This is a genomic window from Chondromyces crocatus, assembly GCF_001189295.1.
In the GTDB taxonomy this organism is placed as follows: domain Bacteria; phylum Myxococcota_A; class Polyangia; order Polyangiales; family Polyangiaceae; genus Chondromyces; species Chondromyces crocatus.
The window spans coordinates 8,797,307-8,813,131 of record NZ_CP012159.1 but is presented as its reverse complement, the minus strand read 5'-3'; the positions used below and the strand labels follow the sequence as shown (position 1 = coordinate 8,813,131).

The window sequence follows — 15,825 nt, the reverse complement described above, 5'->3', positions numbered from 1 at the left end:
CAGGGGTGCGCTTGCCGCGCAGCACCCGCCGCGAACGAGCGGGATGGAGGAGACTTCCATGAACCACACGAACAGGACCGAACTCAACGGCGCCATCAGCCCCAGCGGAGCGGACGTCGCCCCGAAGCCGGGCCCCGGGCAGCCTCGCGCAGGCGGCCTCGATGGCATCGTCGTCGCCGACACCGCCCTGTCCGAGGTCGACGGCGAGCGCGGCCACCTCCTCCTCGCGGGCCACGACCTCGAAACCCTCTCGGCCGGCGGCGACGTCACCTTCGAAGACCTCTGCGCCCTCCTCTGGCAAGGCGCCCTCCCGCGCCCCGAGGGCCGGGAGACCCTGCGCGCTGCCCTCGCTGCTGGCCGCGTCGAGGCCTTCGCTCGCCTCGACCACCTCGGCGACGCCCTCCGTGCGGTCGACGCCATGGACGCCCTCCGCGCCGCCGTCGCCCACCTCGCCGGCGACGCCGCTCCCGCCGCGATCGCAGGCGCCGCCGCCACCTTCGCCGCCGCCTGGGCCCGCCTCCGTGCCGGCGAAGCCCCCGTCGCCCCCGACCCCAGCCTGCGCCAGGCCGAGGATTTCCTCCGCATGGTTCGCGGAGCCCCCGCGAGCGATGCCGAGGCCCGCGCCCTCGACACCTACCTCGTCACCGTCTCCGACCACGGCATGAACGCCTCCACCTTCACCGCCCGCGTGGTCACCTCCACCGGCTCCGATCGCGTCTCCGCCGTCGTCGCCGCCATCGGCGCGCTCAAGGGACCCTTGCACGGCGGCGCCCCTGGCCCCGTGCTCGACATGCTCGACGCCGTGGGCTCCGCCGAACACGCCGACGCCTGGATCGCCGCCGAACTCTCCGCCGGCCGCCGCATCATGGGCATGGGCCACCGCATCTACCGCGTCCGCGACCCCCGCGCGGCCGTCCTGGAGCGCGCCATCGAGCGCCTCTCCCGCGAAGCCCACGGCGGCGCCGCGGTCCGCCTCGACCTCTCGCGCGCCGTGGAGAAGGCCGCCGAGCGCGCCCTCGAAGTGAAGCACCCCGACCGCCCCCTCCGCGCCAACGTCGAGTTCTACACCGCCGTCCTCCTCGAAGCCGTGGGCCTCCCCCGCGAGCTCTTCTCCCCCACGTTCGCCGTCGGCCGCATCGCGGGCTGGTGTGCTCACGTCGACGAGCAGCGCCGCACCGGCCGCCTCATCCGCCCGAACTCCCGCTACGTCGGCGCTCGCCCTGCGACCTCCTGAGCCTGCTCACCTCAGCAACGTGAGCTGCTGAGGCCCCATGTGCGCCCCTTCCAGCCGGAGGAGCCGCTCCTTCGTCACGAGCCCCCCGGGCGCAGAGAAGCCACCCGGCTGCTGCCCCGCGGCCAGCACCCGGTGACATGGCATCACCACGATGAACGGGTTCTTCGCCATCGCCTGCCCCACGGCCCGCGCCGAACCAGGCGCGCCGACCTGCTTCGCCAGCTCCCCGTACGTGGTCGTTTGCCCTGGCCCGACCCGCCGCGCCGCCTCGTAGATCTGCACATGGAAATCGGGCAGCCCGCGCATGTCGAGCGGAATGCCCGTGAGATCCTGCGGCTCCCCTGCGACGTGCTGCGCGAGCCGCGCTGCCGCCTCCCGCACGAAGTCGGGCACCTCCTCGTCGTGTGCGTCGCGCGGCCTCGAAGTGGTGCTCGTCGCGCCCGTCGCAGCCATCGCGCCCGCGGTCTGCTCGTCTTCTTCCAGCAGTCGGATGCCGGTGAGTCCCTGCTCGCTCCACCGCAGCCTGAGCGGCCCCAGCGCCGTGGAAACGACCCACTCCTTCCGCCCTCGCGCGCCCATCGCCCCCTCTACCACCTTTTCGTGCCCCCCCGTTGGTGCCGCTACCCGGCAGTCTCCTTCGCCGCGTCGAAGCGCGCCACCAGCGTCCGATCGAGATCGGCGACGCGCGCCACGCTCGGGCGGCTCTTGATGCGCTCCACGTACGCGACGACCGCCGGCTCCTTCGGCACCAGCCCGAAGGAGACCAGCCACCCGAGCGATATGCCCCAGAGCACGTCAGCCGCGGTAAAACGCTCCCCCAGCAAGTAAGGCCCACGCTCCAGCGCTCCGAGCAGCGTCGACAGCACCTGCTCGACCTCGCCGTAGGTGGCCACCCCGCGCGGTGCAGGCGTCCGCTTCATCGCCTTGTCCACCATCGCCGGCTCGAAGCTCGAACCCTGGAACGCGATCCACCGCAGGTAAGCCCCTCGCTCCGGATCATCGAGCGCCGGCGCGAGCCCGGCGTCGGCGAAGCGGTCTGCCAGGTAGATCGTGACGGCCACCTGCTCCGTCACCAGCACCCCGTCGTGGAGCAGCGCGGGCACCTTCCCGAGCGGATTCACACCCGTGTATGCCGGCTCGCGCTGCTCGTCGGCGCGCAGGTCGATCGCGCGCAGCTCGTAGCTCGCGCCCAGCTCGTCGAGCAGCGTGAGCGTTCCGACCGAGCGGCTGTTCGGTGCATGGAAAACGACGAGTTCGCCGCGCTTACGGGGACCTTCGATGAGCTGGGTGATCATGGGTGACTCCTTGCGGCCGGGTGTATCCTCCCTGGCCCGAGCGGTATTGTAGATTCGCGCCAGACGTCGAGCCCCTGTCGGCATGTCGCCCTCCACCCCCAGGTCCACCTACGGCATCTTGAACCCGAGAGCGGGCTTCGAGCACTTCCGCCTGGTGCGCCACGCCCCCTCGCCCGCGCTCGCCGCGTGGATCGACTGGATCTGGTGCGTCGACTGGGACCTCCCGGCGCCCTTCGAGCAAGAGGTGCTCCCGCACCCGTGCGTCAACCTCGTGTTCGAGTCCGCCTTCACCAAGGTGCACGGCGTCGGCACCCGGCGCTCGCTCCAGCGCCTCGAAGGCCGCGGGTGGGTGCTCGGCGTGAAGTTTCGCCCGGGTGGCTTCTACCCGTTCTCGCGCGTCCCCATGCGTGCGCTGAAGGATCGCAGCCTTGCCCTCGACACCGCCCTCGTCTCCCCGGACCGCGCCCCCACGCCAGCGCTGCTCGACCCGCCCGAGCCCCTGGAGAGTCCCGCCGCGCACCTCGAACGACGGGTGCGTGCCCTGCGCGGCGGCGAAGGCGCCGTGTCGCTCGTCGAAGCGTTCTTCGCGTCGCTCCACCCCGCGGACGAACCCGGCCTGCGCGAGATCATGGAACTCGCCCTGCGCGCCCAGCAAGACCACACCCTCACCCGCGCCGAGGACCTCGCGAAGCTCGCGGGCACATCGCTGCGTTCGCTCCACCGCGCGTTCGACCGTTACGTGGGGGTCGGTCCCAAGTGGGTCATCCGTCGCGCCCGCGTGCACGAAGCGGCCGAGCGCGTGGCCCACGGCGAACATGTGGCCTGGGCGGCGCTGGCCTCCGAGCTCGGGTTCCACGACCAGGCGCACCTCATCCGCGACTTCAAGGCCCTCGTCGGCGCCACGCCTGCGGCCTACGCCGCGCGCTGCCGGGAAGCCGCCGCTGCGCGCGCACCTCGCCCTGACGAACCACCGACCTGACGAGCGCCCTCGCTGAACGCGAACACCGACGCATGCCCCCGTCGAAGCGCCACGCCGACGAGCGCCCTCCCTGAAACCGCGCAGGGGTGGGTGCTTCTGCGCCCGGACGACACCATGATCTGCTCGAAGGCACCTCTCACGCGGCGTCCTCTCTGGCGTCTCCTGCAGCTCCTTCCGTGCGACCCCTCCATCCCGAGATCTCCGGTTCGTGGTACCTCGAACCAGCAGCGCCCTGACGCGAACGCCCCCCCCGAACCCCAGGAGCACCGACGCATGAGCGAACACCCCACGAACGGGAGCCGTACCGCCGGACAGCCCTCGACGCCCACCCACGAGGGGCCCATCGAGTGGGACGCGACCGCTTACCACCGCATCTCCGACCCCCAGTTCCGGTGGGGCATGCGCGTCCTCGATCGCTTGACCCTGCGCGGGGACGAGGTGGTGATGGACGCCGGCTGCGGCTCCGGGCGCCTGACCGCGAAGCTCCTCGAACGCCTCCCTCGCGGCCGGGTGATCGCCGTCGACCGCTCCCTCAACATGCTCGACGAGGCGCGCCAGACCCTCGCCCCCTTCGGCGATCGCGTCACCTTCCGCGCGGCCAACCTGCAAGAAGAGCCCTCCGAGGAGCCCGTCGACGTCGTCTTCAGCACCGCCACCTTCCACTGGATCCGCGACCACCAGCGCCTCTTCCACAACGTGTTCGCCTCGCTCCGACCTGCTGGCCGGCTGCACGCCCAGTGCGGCGGCGCTGGCAACCTCGACCGCATGCACGGCCGCGCCGAAGCGCTGATGCGCCACCCCGACTACGCGCGCTACTTCGAGGGCTGGACCGACCCGTGGGAGTTCGCCTCCCCCCAGACCAGCACCACCCGCCTGCAGACCGCCGGCTTCGAGGCCATCGAGACCGACCTCGAACAGGAGCCCACCCCGTTCCCCGACGCGCCTGCCATGCGCATCTTCGTCGAGCGCGTCGTCCTCCGGCACCACCTCGCGAAGCTCCCGGACGACGCCACGCGAAACGCCTACCTGGACACCTTGATGGCGCAAGCGGGTGAGGACGAGCCCCCTTACGTGCTCGACTACGTCCGCCTCAACCTGAAGGCCCGCCGCCCGGCGTGAACCCCATGAACCACCTCCCCCCTCGACACCCGCGATCCAGAAGCACCAGCCGCACGCGCTTACGGGAGGAACAGCCATGAACGACCAGTGCACGACCCAGGACACCGTCGCCTTCCGGCGACATGCAGACGCCACCGAGGCCCGCAACTTCGAGTGGGACGCGTCCACCTACCACCGCATCTCCGACCCCCAGTACGGCTGGGGCATGCGCGCCCTGAGCCGCCTCCGGCTCCGCGGAGACGAGGTGGTCATCGACGCGGGCTGCGGCTCCGGGCGGCTGACCGCGGAGCTCCTCGAGCGCCTCCCCCGAGGCCGCGTGATCGCCGTCGACCGCTCGCAGAACATGCTCGACGAAGCGCGCCACACCCTCGCCCGCTTCGGCGACCGCGTCTCCTTCCTCGCCGCCGACCTGCAGACGTTCGTCGCGGAGGAGCCCGTCGACGTCTTCTTCAGCACCACCGCCCTCCACTGGGTGCTCGACCAGGACCACCTCTACCGCAACGTGTTCGCCTCGGTCCGACCCGGCGGCAGGCTGCACGCCCAGATCGGCGGCGACGGCACCCTGCGCAGGCTGCAGCGAGACACGAGGACCCTCATGCACCGCCCGGAGTACGCCCCCTGCTTCGAGGGCTTCACCGACCCCTGGGACTTCGCAGCCGCCGACATCAGCGCCGCCCGCATCCGGCGCGCTGGCTTCGTCGACGTGGAGACCGCCACCGAGAGCGTGCCGATCGTGTACCCCAGTGCCCCGCCGATGCGCCTCTTCATCGAGCGCGTGATCCTGCGGCACCACCTGGAGAGGCTCCCGGACGACAGCGCGAGAACCGCCTTCCTGGACACGCTGACGGAGATGATAGCGAAGGACGATCCGCCGTACGTGCTCGACTACATCTGCCTCGATCTGTGCGCCCGGCGCCCGAGCTGAGCCCCTGAGGAGCGTCCTCGTCGGCGCGATCGCCCGCACCACCCGCCACGTCGACGCACGACCCCTCGCCTTGCATGACGTCCGCACGCCATGCCTCCAGGCATTCTCACCCCTCCACCGTCTCTCCAAGGTGGCGTCCTCTCGCCAGCGCCGCGTGGGCGCGGGCTCACCCCGTGTGACGCCCGCCTCCGCGGGTGTACGCTCGCGGCTGTGATCGCCACAACAGGCCCCTCGGAATCGATGGCGCCATCCCGTTGTTGGTGGAACCGAAACGCTTATCCTCGGTCCGTTTGCCACGAGCAGGCCGGACCGAGACGGCAGCCGTGACCGCGCTCAGGGTCGCGCGGCGCGACGCTTGCTCATGATTCCTTCACTTGGGGAGACGGGACGAAGCAACCATGGACGATCCGCACAAGGAGACGTCTGCGCATGCTGGCGCCGACGAGAACGTGGAGGCCCTCCAGCGCCGCGTGGCGGAGCTCGAAGGAGCGCTCGCCGAACGTGACCGCGCGCTCGCCGGACTGCGCCTCGAACTCGACGGCCTCCGCGCCATGGAGCGAGAGCAACAGCTTCTCATCGCCATCCTCGACCAGTGCTCCGACTTCATCGGCCTCGCCACACCCGACGGGCACGTGAAGTACCTCAACGATGCCGGCCAGAAGATGATGGGCATCGACGGTGACGAGGCCGCCCAGCGCACCATCGTCCCTGACTACTTCCACCCGGAGGATCTTCCCTTCGTCGAGGCGAACATCCTGTCCGAGCTGAGGAAGGGTGGCCGCTGGGCCGGCGACTACCGCTTCCGCAACATGAAGACCGGCGCGCTCTTCCCCGTCCGCTACACCGTGTTCTCCATCAACGACAGCGAGACCGGCGAGCCCATCGCCCTCGCCTCGGTGACCCAGGACCTGACCGAGCAGAAGCGCGCCCAGGCCGAGCAGACCCGGCTCACCGAAGAGCTGATCCGCGCCCAAGCGATGGCCCTGGAGCTGCTCTCCACCCCGCTCATCCCCATCAGCGACGACGTCGTCGTCATGCCTCTCATCGGCACCGTCGACAGCCGCCGCGCCCAGCAGGTCATGGAGAACCTGATGCAAGGCGTCGTCTCGCTCCGCTGTCACACCGTGATCCTCGACATCACCGGCGTCTCCACCGTCGACTCCGCCGTCGCCGACGCCCTCCTCCGCGCCGCCAAGGGCGTCAGCCTCCTCGGCGCGCGCACCGTGCTCACCGGCATCAGCCCCCAGGTCGCCCAGACCCTCGTCGGTCTCGGCATCGACCTCCACGGCATCATCACCCACGGCACCCTCCAGAGCGGCATCGCCTGGGCCACCGCCGAGAAATCCCGCCGCGCCCGCTGACCTCCTGGAGTCGCCCCCGCCGCTCCTCCTCCCCGCGACACCCGCGACACCGACCTCACGGCGACGACGCGGGCGCCAGCGCGGAGGGGAACAGCGCCCTCCCAGGCACCGGCAGATCATCCGCGTAGTGCGCCACGAACCGCCGATGAACGAACCGCCACGCCCCATCGTCCTGGCGTTCCAGCGCATCGTGGTACGTCCCAGCCACGTGCATCGACGTCCCATCCCGGAGCCGACCAAACTCCTGCATCGACGTGCGCGCCGTTGCGTGGGTGGCGTCGACGAACTCGACGACGATCGGCCCGCACGACTGCACCAGCACCTCGGTCGCGTCGAGCGTACCCGTGATCCCCGCCTCGATCGCGCTCCTCCCTGCGAACCGGAGGCCATAGGGCGGCGCGACTTCCCACACCCCCTTCTCGGCGAACAGCGTCGCGATCACGTCGGCTCTCCGCTGGTTCACCGCATCGTGGAACCGCTCGATGGTGTCTCGTACTGCCGTTGTGCTGGGCATCGTCGAAGATCTCCCCGCGCAGCCGGCCAGGTGGAACCCCATCACGAGAAGCAGCCAGGCGCGCATGTGCCTGACCATGCGGCGCCGCCCTCGATCCCGTAAAGCGCGTTGTTCTCACCAGGATGTCGAGGCACGCTCACCGCATGCGCCTCGACCTCAGGCATCTCCACTTGCTCGTGGCCATCGACGACCTGGGGTCCCTCCACGCTGCGGCCAGGCGACTGCATCTGTCCGCCTCCGCCCTCAGCCTCCAGCTCCGCGACCTCGAAGACCGACTCGGCGGCCAGCTCTTCGAGCGCCGCTGGCGCCGCCTCCACGTCACACCCGCAGGCCGACGCCTCACGCACACCGCCCGCGCCGTCCTCGCCGACCTCGCGCGCGCCGAGGCCGAGACACGGCTCCTCCTCGCCGGCCACACCGGCACCCTGCGCATCACCACCGCGTGCATGCAGACCTACCACTGGCTCCCGCCCGTCCTCGAAAGCTGGTCCCGAGCGCACCCCGACACCCAGGTCTCGATCGTCGGTGAAGCCGGCGTCGCCCCCCTCGACGCCCTCCGCGATGGCGCCATCGATCTCGCCCTCGTCGTCGGCGACGCCGGCGACGCCCCCTCGGACGACCGGGTGCAGTTCACCCCCCTCTTCCGCGACGAGCTGGTCGCTCTCGTCAGCCCGCGCCATCCCCTCGCGCGCCGTCGTCAGGTCCGCGCGCGCGATCTCGCCGCCGAAGCGTACTGGGGCGCGCCCGACAGCTTCGCGCCCGGCACCCCCCTCGGCGACACCCTGGCCGCCGACGGCGTCTCGTTCACGCGGGTCACGCCACTCGCCTACGCCTCCGGAGCGCCCCTGGAGATGGTGCGCGCCAACCTGGGCGTGACCGTCTGCCCCCGCTGGTTCGCCGAGCCCGACCTGGCCCGACGCGAGGTCGTCGCCCTGCGAATCGGAGGCGGCCTGTGGCTCGACTGGTCCGCCGCGACCGCGCGCGCGGGCGGCTCGCCGCACACCGCCTCGTTCATCGCCGAGATGAAGCGGCACCGCCCGACGCCCTCCGCGGCAGGTTGAGGGGTGAGCGTGGCGGGCGCTGAGCTCGGCGTGCAGGGTCGACGCAAGCGCAGCCCGAGATGGTTGGCACCCTCCGGGCTGGGCGCTCCCCTATCCGCGGCTTCGTGGCCACAGGGCTGCGAGGTCCAGCTCGATGGCGTCGAAGGGCGCCGCTCGGACGCTGACGTCACCGCGAACAACCATCTCGACTTCCCAGCGTCCTCGTGAGCCGAGGTGGTGGACCTCGAGGGCCCGCTCGACGGGGTCGACGAGCCAGACCCACGTGACCCCCTCTCGCGCGTAGACGGGGAGCTTGCCGTACCTGTCGTGAGCGGCGGTCGACGGGGACAGGACCTCGCAGATCCAGTCCGGCGGCAAGACGAAGAAGGCCGCATCCGGGAGGTCCGGCATGCGTTCCACGCGCCAGCCGGCAAGATCGGGGACGAGCACGTCACCGCCGAGATGCAGCTCGGGCTCAAAGAGGATCCACCAGCCGCCTGGTCCTCCGCGCCCCCGGTCGAATGGGCCACCTAGATCGATGCCGAGACGCGATGCGACGCTGGCGTGCCGAGGTCCGGGCCGAGGGAAGGTGTGGAGCACGCCAGCCAGGATCTCAGCAACCAGGTGCGCTGGTACCGCCTCGAGATCGGCGTACGTGGCCGGCGCGGGCCGCTGCTCCGCGGGGTCTCCCATCCCGGCGATCCTAGCGCATTTCTGGACGATGCGCGGCTCAGCAGCGTGGCTGCGGTCGAGGCGCAGCGAGCTTGGCCATGCCGTCTGGAGCCAGGAAGGGGTACCGATGGGGCTCGGCTTCGATTCGCTTCCCCTCGGGTTTCAATCCCCTCATCAGCGGGGAGCGGACTGCGGGGCAATACAGCTCAACCGGCACCGGCACGTATCCGCTTGGTTTCAATCCCCTCATCAGCGGGGAGCGGACTGCGGGACTCGGCGGCTGCGGTCCAGGGGTACTTCGACAACAAGTTTCAATCCCCTCATCAGCGGGGAGCGGACTGCGGGGCGGAAAGCACCTCCCAGTCGCAGATGCCTGAGCAGTTTCAATCCCCTCATCAGCGGGGAGCGGACTGCGGGTCGCCGAAGACCCCATCAGGGATCGCATCCGTCAAGTGTTTCAATCCCCTCATCAGCGGGGAGCGGACTGCGGGCGCAGCGTCGCTGGAACGGCCAGCTACCCCAGTTCACGTTTCAATCCCCTCATCAGCGGGGAGCGGACTGCGGGCCTCCAGGAGCGGCACCTCCAGGTTTCAATCCCCTCATCAGCGGGGAGCGGACTGCGGGTCAAGGCTGCGACGAAAGCCCTCCACGCGGTCGATGCGAGTTTCAATCCCCTCATCAGCGGGGAGCGGACTGCGGGAGTGGCTGACCTTCACGGGAGGGTGGTGACACCAGTAGCGTTTCAATCCCCTCATCAGCGGGGAGCGGACTGCGGGTCAGATCGAGATCGACAGTGAGGGTACGTTGCGCATTGTGGTTTCAATCCCCTCATCAGCGGGGAGCGGACTGCGGGGAGGACGAGGCGCCACTCCTGCGCAGGGACGAGGTGCGGTTTCAATCCCCTCATCAGCGGGGAGCGGACTGCGGGCGGGGTAGCGCCGGGCGCCTTCAGGCGCTCCAAAGCCTGTTTCAATCCCCTCATCAGCGGGGAGCGGACTGCGGGGCGCTCCGCTAAGTGCTTGAAATCACGTTGGTCGGTGCTGGCTTGGAGGCATCGTTTTTCTGAGAACCTCAAACCTGCTCAAAACCCCCTTCGGTTCTCAGAATTTTGCCTGACGCCGCGCCGGTCGTACAGCGCCATCGCCCTCCCGGCCTCCTCATCCACCCTCGTCCGGGCAATCCCGTGTGTCGAGAGTGGAAACGCTACTGCGGGGACACTGGACGCTCCCACCCCCGCCGGGCACACGACGCCTGCGCTCGTCATCTCCGCCCGAGCATCTCTCCGCCCGCCGCTACCTGGTCGCGCCCTCACCTCCCTCTCCCTTCTCCCTCCTCATCACGCATCGCCCGACCACCTCCGCGCCCGAGCGAACCTCCCCGCCTTGACCTTCCTCATCCATCGTGAGCGGAACGCCATCGCTCCAACCCCACGGACGAACGGCGAAGGCCCACCCTCATCCTGCCGTCTCGCCACACGCTCGGGGTTCCCCGATGGACACCAGCCCGATGGACACCAGGGCAAGGTGGGCCGGCTTTCCTTCGCAGATGCCGTCCTCGCAAGAAATCCCACCTCCGAGCCGTGGGGAGCGCCTTCCCTCGAAGGAACACGCGCGCCGAAGTTCTGGGAGCAGGGTTTCCTCCGAGGGAACACACGCGCCGAAATTCTGGGAGCGGCGTTCCTCCGAGGGAACACACGCGCCGAAGTTCTGGGAGCAGGCTTCCTCCGAGGGAAGGCACGCGCCGAAGTTCTGGGAGGAGGGTTTCCTCCGAGGGAACACACGCGCCGAAGTTCTGGGAGCGGGGTTCCTCCGAGGGAACACACGCCCCCACGGATGAACCGTGATGTTACCCACGTCTGGTGCGGTGGCGGCTCGGAGACGGCGCGTGAGCCGTCCAGGCGCGCACGGGCTGCGACAGGGACCCGTGACTTCCGTCGACGGGCCTGGTGAACTCGGCTCGGTGGGGTGTGGGGTTCACGCGAGCGTGGCTGGGAGGCTTCTCTGGGAATGCCTCGCCTCGTGGCCTGCCCTCCTGTCGCGCGCCACCGGGCGTGCTTTCCACTGGAGGACGTCCCTTGCTGCACTACCGACCGCGTTTCGAGGCCTTGATCGAGGACCTGCGACGTCACCCTTGCATCCAGGTCCTTGACGCTGCGATTCCGCCTGGGCTCTCCGAGGAGCGGATCGAGGCGCTCGAACGCGAGGCAGGGGGGAAGCTGCCCGCCGCGGCGCACACGTTCTTCCGCGAGATGAACGGCGTCACCGTCTTCTGGCGCGCGCCGCGTGAGCTGCCCGGCGAGCTGTGGATGGCGTACATCGACCAGGAGCCGCAGAGCGACTACTTCCACCCCGAGCAGACGCACGGGATCCTCATCCCGCCGCTGGAGGAGATCGTCGCGTTCACCCAGTGGCCGCGCGAGTTCGTCGTCCTCGGGGACGAGCCGGCGCGCTTCGCGGGGGACGAACTCGCGCATGCCGATCTCGCGCGGCGCATCTTCCCGTTCGACTTTCACCTGCGGCGCAGCAACGAGGATGCGGCGATGGCGCTGGTGCTCTTCGACGATCCGGAGCGGGCGCGGGTGGTGAAGCTGATCAGCTCGGGTTGCCTCGAACCGAAGGCGGCGACGACGGACTTCGCGTCGTACCTGGAGTTGCTCGTGGCCACGCGCGGGGAGCAACGAGAGCGTGAGCGCTTCGAGGCCTGGTCGAGTGAGCCGCTCACCTTCGATGCAGCGCAGCTCGCCGAGAGGGGGCGTCAGTACTTCCGGGTGCCTTGAGACTTCCGGGTGCCTCGCGCCTCGGTGCGGTGAGGCGCGCGAGGATGGCCGGGACGCGAAGGCCCTGACGGCGACGCCGTCGACCAGGACGGCGTGCGCGCTGCGAGGTCGTGCGGCGTCGTGCTCCGCCGGTCGACGGCGCGCGCGGCCGTGTCAAGGAAGGGGTCCAACGCGAAGGAGCAGCAGGTCATGAGTGAACTCCGCATGGATGGGCGCGTCGCCGTCGATGGGCGCGTCGCCGTCGATGGGCGCGTCGCCGTCGATGGGCGTGTCGCTGCCGGGGGCTGGCAGGTGGCCGGAAAGAGCGACGACAAGCTCGTGGAATGGGATGCGTCCACGTACCACCGCATCTCCGATCCGCAGTTCCAGTGGGGGTCGCGCGTGCTGGAGCGGCTCTACCTCCGCGGAGACGAGGTGGTGGTGGACGCCGGCTGTGGCTCGGGGCGGCTCACCGCGGCGCTCCTGGATCGCTTGCCGCAAGGGCGCGTGATCGCCGTGGATCGCTCGCAGAACATGCTGGAGGAGGCGCGCCACAACCTGGCGGCCTACGGCGACCGCGTGAGCTTCCACGTCGCCGATGTGCAGGAGTCGCTCCACGTGGGGCCGGTGGACGTGATCTTCAGCACGACGGTCTTCCACTGGCTGCTCGATCATCCGCGCCTCTTCCGGAACCTGTTCGCCGCGCTCCGGCCAGGGGGTCGGCTGCACGCGCAGTGCGGCGGCGCAGGGAGCATGCGCCGCGTGCTCGAACCCGCCGAGCGCTTGATGCACGAGCCTGGCTACGCGCGGTTCTTCGAGGGCTGGACCGAGCCCTGGGAGCTCGCCCCGGCGGAGCTCAGCGCCACCCGCTTGCGTGACGCTGGCTTCGCGCCGGTGCGGACCTACCTGGAGCAGGTGCCGACCCCGATGCCGGGCGCGACGGCGCTGCGCTCCTTCCTCGACAAGGTGCTGCTGCGCTCCCACCTGGCGAGGCTCCCGGATGACGCCACGCGCGCCGCCTTCGTGGACACCGTGGTGGCGAAGGCCCGGCAGGCGGATCCTGCGCTGGTGCTGGACTACGTGCCGCTCAACCTCGAAGCGCGACGCCCGGCCTGACCCCTCGAAGCGCGACGCCCGGCCTGACCTTCGAAGCGCGATGTATCGAAGCGTGACGTATCGAAGCGCGGGACGGCGATCCGGGCTCAGTCGCTCCAGACCTGCATCACGAAGCTGCCCTTGCCGCGCATGACGGCGATCTCCAGCGCGTACGTGCCGTCGTCCTCGGCGCAGAGGGGCCCGCGCGGGGGGACGACGGGGAAGCGATCGTCGGAGGCGTCGGCGGCGACGATGTGCCCGTCGGCATCGAACACGGCGACGTCGAGATCGGCGACGTCGGCGGTGCCCACGGAGAAGAAGCGGTAGCAGTGGCCCGCGCGTGCCCGGAAGGTGAGACGTGCGGAGGGATCGTCGGCGCTCTGGGGGGCGCCGAGGTGGACGGGGGTGATCGGTGACAGGCCCGTGATGGCGCCGCAGGCGGTGGCCAGGCGCTCCAGATCGGTGGGGGCGTCGCCTTCGGGCTGAAAGTCGCGGTAGCAGGCGGTCCAGGTGCTCGCGGGGACGGCGCTGGCGCGGACGCGGGGCGTGCCAGAGGTGTCATGGCGGCGGTGCTGGGGGTCGACGTCGCGCTGCGCGGCGCTGCTCGATGCGGCGTGCTCGTGGGTGGGATCGCTGGGGCCGGCCTCGGAGGCGTGAGAGAGGCAGCCCGAGAGCAGGCCTGAAGTCAGCAGGAGGGGGAGCCACGCAAGGGAAAGCCACGCGGAGCGAGGAGAGATGAGGAGCCTGCGCACGCGGCCACGGTACACCGGATCGCAGTCCTCCCTGCGTCGGACCTGCGCTGGTGTGACGGTGGACCTGCGCGCGTGGGCATGGGTCCGGGCTGCACGCCGACCCGGTTCGGGCGGTCAGGCGCCTTCTGGGGTCGGTGCGTGACGCGCTCGGCGGCTGTCGAGGAAGCCACCGAGCACGATGGCCAGCGCGCTGATGGCGGCACACCAGAGCGCCCTGGTGTTGTTCTCCGCTCGCCGCTCGGCGAAGCGCGTGGCGAGTTCTTCTTCATGCTGGTGGCGTACTTCGGCCTTGTGACGTGCGAGGACGTCGGTCGACGGTGTCTTGGCGTCCCTGAGGGCGGCGAAGAGGGCCTCGGTGTCTCCGGCGCTGGGCTCGCCATGGTCGGACGGCAAGGCCACGCCGTCGACGACGGGGACGACCTCGAGCGGCGTCGCGCTGGCGCGCAGCTCGGCCTCCATTTGCACCAGGGACTCGTCGACCCGAGGTGGTTCCTCCTGCATCCCTCTCCACCACATGAATGCGCCGAAGGCGCCCACGATCACGCCGGGGACCATGAGGAAGAGGGAGAGCACGCCCACCAGCGTGAGCCCCTTCTTCACGGGAGCGCGCCGCACGGGGAGGAGCTTGCGTCGCGCCACGAGGGCGCCGAGCACCAGGGGGGCCAGCATGAGGCCCACGTAACGGGGGCGGAGCGAGTCCAGCCCGAGGGCGTGTTGCGCGGAGATGGCGGCGGTGACGATGACGATGAGGATCAGCAGGTCGAGCCAGTCGAGGGAGAGGCTCCAGTTTCCGATGAGGGGCTCATCGTTCGGGTGGTTCTTGGAGGCCATGGCCGCGAGGCTAACCGACCCTCCGCGCTCGTGACGTCATGAAGCGGAGGCAGGACGACCGTTGCAGGCCCTCGATCGGGCCTGGGAGGCCATGACGGGTGAGGCCATGGCCTGGTGATGCCGCGCGCGGAACGAGCGATGCCGCTGCTGGCGCACGATGAGCACGAGGAGCATCAGAGGGGAGCCGTCGGGTGGGCGTCGTCGGAGGAGCGCCGTCGGGTGGGCGTCGAGGTGGCGAGCGCGGGTCGACGTCACGGAGGTGGGCGCGGGGCGACGTCGCGTGGCAGAGCGGCTAGGACATTCCCTGTCCGCCATGGACTTGGCCTGAGGATGGCTTACTGGTAACGTGTTCAGTATGCCGTTGCCCGCAACGATTTCTCGGGACCTGTTGCGCCACACCCTGCCTGAACTGGAAGGGCGTGCCAAGGCGCTGCCGCTCGGGCTCGTGGGAATCAACGAGGTGCTCCCGGAAGGCGGGATTCCTCGGGGGGGCGTGGTGGAGATCGCCAGCCCGCGGGGACTGGGGCGGGCGACCTCGATCGCGCTGTCGGCGTGTGCTTCCGCACAGGCAGAGGCGCGGCTGCGGGGTGGGGCGACGAGCGATGGGGCGTGGTGTGCGTGGATCGATGTGATGTCGACACTGTACGCACCTGCAGTGGCAGCGGCGGGGGTCGATCTCGGTCGGTTGCTGGTGGTGCGGCCTCCGCTGGAGTCGCTGGCGCGGGTGGCGGTGCGGATGGCGTCGAGCGGGTCGTTCTCGGTGCTGGTGGTGGACACCCTCGGGGTGCCCGGGGCGCGCAGTGTGGTGGGGCGTTCGCGCGGGGTGCCGGTTTCGCGGGGGTCGCGGCAGCAGGCGACGCGCGCGGACCGGGAGCGAGGGAGCGCAGAGGAAGGCGCCGATCTGGGGCGCTGGCTGAACGTGGTGCGGAAGCTGTCGCTGGCGGTGGAGGGGAGCGATGCGACGGTGCTGCTGTTGACCGATCGGCTGGCGGCGCGGCCGATGCCGTTGCCGGTGTCGATGCGGATCGAGGTGGATCGGCTCGATGAGGGGCGGCTGTCGGTGCGGGTGGCGAAGGATCGTCAGGGCCGGGTGACGGCGCCGGCGGCGGTGCCGCTGCGGCCGGTGGCGTCGGCGGGTGGGCCGCTCACGTCGGCGGGCGTGGTGATGGGGTCGGCGGCGGCAGGGGCTTCGGCAGGATCGACGGCGGGGTCTTCGGTGACGGCGGCGTGGCCGCGGAGCGCGTGAGGGGGTT

The 15,825-nt window shown here is 70.4% G+C and carries 15 protein-coding genes and 2 CRISPR repeat arrays; of the genes, 9 read left to right on the top strand and 6 right to left on the bottom strand.

Annotated features, from left to right (window positions below; all coding sequences use genetic code 11):
* Positions 1 to 58 precede the first annotated feature (58 nt).
* Positions 59 to 1,234, top strand: a complete 1,176-nt coding sequence (locus tag CMC5_RS31740) for a citrate synthase (protein WP_082363553.1) — start codon at positions 59 to 61, stop codon at positions 1,232 to 1,234.
* A 6-nt stretch (positions 1,235 to 1,240) separates the two neighbouring features.
* Here the strand turns inward: CMC5_RS31740 and CMC5_RS31735 are convergent, their stop codons facing one another.
* Both CMC5_RS31735 and CMC5_RS31730 read right to left on the bottom strand, forming a co-directional pair.
* Positions 1,241 to 1,813, bottom strand: a complete 573-nt coding sequence (locus tag CMC5_RS31735) for a methylated-DNA--[protein]-cysteine S-methyltransferase (RefSeq protein WP_050433909.1) — start codon at positions 1,811 to 1,813, stop codon at positions 1,241 to 1,243.
* 41 nt (positions 1,814 to 1,854) lie between these two features.
* Positions 1,855 to 2,529, bottom strand: coding sequence for a glutathione S-transferase family protein (locus tag CMC5_RS31730; protein ID WP_050433908.1), 675 nt, complete (start codon positions 2,527 to 2,529; stop codon positions 1,855 to 1,857).
* Positions 2,530 to 2,611: 82 nt separating this feature from the next.
* Here CMC5_RS31730 and CMC5_RS31725 point away from each other — a divergent pair, with 82 nt between their 5' ends.
* The 4 genes from CMC5_RS31725 to CMC5_RS31710 all read left to right on the top strand — a co-directional run bounded on the left by CMC5_RS31725 (position 2,612) and on the right by CMC5_RS31710 (position 6,913).
* Positions 2,612 to 3,508 (top strand): helix-turn-helix domain-containing protein, encoded by an 897-nt coding sequence (locus CMC5_RS31725; RefSeq protein WP_050433907.1) that lies wholly within the window; start codon positions 2,612 to 2,614, stop codon positions 3,506 to 3,508.
* Positions 3,509 to 3,781: 273 nt separating this feature from the next.
* Positions 3,782 to 4,627, top strand: coding sequence for a class I SAM-dependent methyltransferase (locus CMC5_RS31720; protein WP_169796723.1), 846 nt, complete (start codon positions 3,782 to 3,784; stop codon positions 4,625 to 4,627).
* A 76-nt stretch (positions 4,628 to 4,703) separates the two neighbouring features.
* Complete coding sequence (locus tag CMC5_RS31715) at positions 4,704 to 5,552, top strand: class I SAM-dependent methyltransferase (RefSeq protein ID WP_050433905.1); 849 nt, start codon at positions 4,704 to 4,706, stop codon at positions 5,550 to 5,552.
* A 398-nt stretch (positions 5,553 to 5,950) separates the two neighbouring features.
* On the top strand, positions 5,951 to 6,913 hold the full coding sequence (locus tag CMC5_RS31710) for an STAS domain-containing protein (protein ID WP_050433904.1): 963 nt from the start codon (positions 5,951 to 5,953) through the stop codon (positions 6,911 to 6,913).
* Positions 6,914 to 6,968: 55 nt separating this feature from the next.
* Here CMC5_RS31710 and CMC5_RS31705 read toward each other — a convergent pair whose 3' ends face one another.
* Positions 6,969 to 7,427: a nuclear transport factor 2 family protein gene (locus tag CMC5_RS31705; RefSeq protein ID WP_169796722.1), complete on the bottom strand. Its 459-nt coding sequence runs from the start codon at positions 7,425 to 7,427 to the stop codon at positions 6,969 to 6,971.
* Positions 7,428 to 7,570: 143 nt separating this feature from the next.
* Between CMC5_RS31705 and CMC5_RS31700 the strand changes: the two genes are divergently transcribed.
* Positions 7,571 to 8,488: a LysR family transcriptional regulator gene (locus tag CMC5_RS31700; protein ID WP_050433902.1), complete on the top strand. Its 918-nt coding sequence runs from the start codon at positions 7,571 to 7,573 to the stop codon at positions 8,486 to 8,488.
* Positions 8,489 to 8,578: 90 nt separating this feature from the next.
* Here the strand turns inward: CMC5_RS31700 and CMC5_RS31695 are convergent, their stop codons facing one another.
* A complete protein-coding gene (locus CMC5_RS31695; protein ID WP_050433901.1) occupies positions 8,579 to 9,160 on the bottom strand; it encodes a Uma2 family endonuclease in 582 nt (193 codons plus the stop codon).
* 138 nt (positions 9,161 to 9,298) lie between these two features.
* A CRISPR array of direct repeats spans positions 9,299 to 9,630; the repeat unit is 37 nt; unit sequence GTTTCAATCCCCTCATCAGCGGGGAGCGGACTGCGGG.
* 95 nt (positions 9,631 to 9,725) lie between these two features.
* A CRISPR array of direct repeats spans positions 9,726 to 10,142; the repeat unit is 37 nt; unit sequence GTTTCAATCCCCTCATCAGCGGGGAGCGGACTGCGGG.
* Positions 10,143 to 11,213: 1,071 nt separating this feature from the next.
* Between CMC5_RS31695 and CMC5_RS31690 the strand changes: the two genes are divergently transcribed.
* Both CMC5_RS31690 and CMC5_RS31685 read left to right on the top strand, forming a co-directional pair.
* A complete protein-coding gene (locus tag CMC5_RS31690; RefSeq protein ID WP_050433900.1) occupies positions 11,214 to 11,915 on the top strand; it encodes an SMI1/KNR4 family protein in 702 nt (233 codons plus the stop codon).
* Positions 11,916 to 12,104: 189 nt separating this feature from the next.
* Positions 12,105 to 13,010: a class I SAM-dependent methyltransferase gene (locus CMC5_RS31685; protein WP_156339008.1), complete on the top strand. Its 906-nt coding sequence runs from the start codon at positions 12,105 to 12,107 to the stop codon at positions 13,008 to 13,010.
* A gap of 86 nt (positions 13,011 to 13,096) precedes the next feature.
* On the opposite strand, the gene CMC5_RS31680 is transcribed toward CMC5_RS31685, so the two are convergent.
* Positions 13,097 to 13,741: a hypothetical protein gene (locus tag CMC5_RS31680; RefSeq protein ID WP_156339007.1), complete on the bottom strand. Its 645-nt coding sequence runs from the start codon at positions 13,739 to 13,741 to the stop codon at positions 13,097 to 13,099.
* Between the two features lie 114 nt (positions 13,742 to 13,855).
* Positions 13,856 to 14,572: a hypothetical protein gene (locus CMC5_RS31675; protein WP_050433897.1), complete on the bottom strand. Its 717-nt coding sequence runs from the start codon at positions 14,570 to 14,572 to the stop codon at positions 13,856 to 13,858.
* 388 nt (positions 14,573 to 14,960) lie between these two features.
* On the opposite strand from CMC5_RS31675, the gene CMC5_RS31670 reads away from it, so the two are divergent.
* Positions 14,961 to 15,818 (top strand): DNA recombination/repair protein RecA, encoded by an 858-nt coding sequence (locus CMC5_RS31670; protein ID WP_245677855.1) that lies wholly within the window; start codon positions 14,961 to 14,963, stop codon positions 15,816 to 15,818.
* Positions 15,819 to 15,825: the final 7 nt, after the last annotated feature.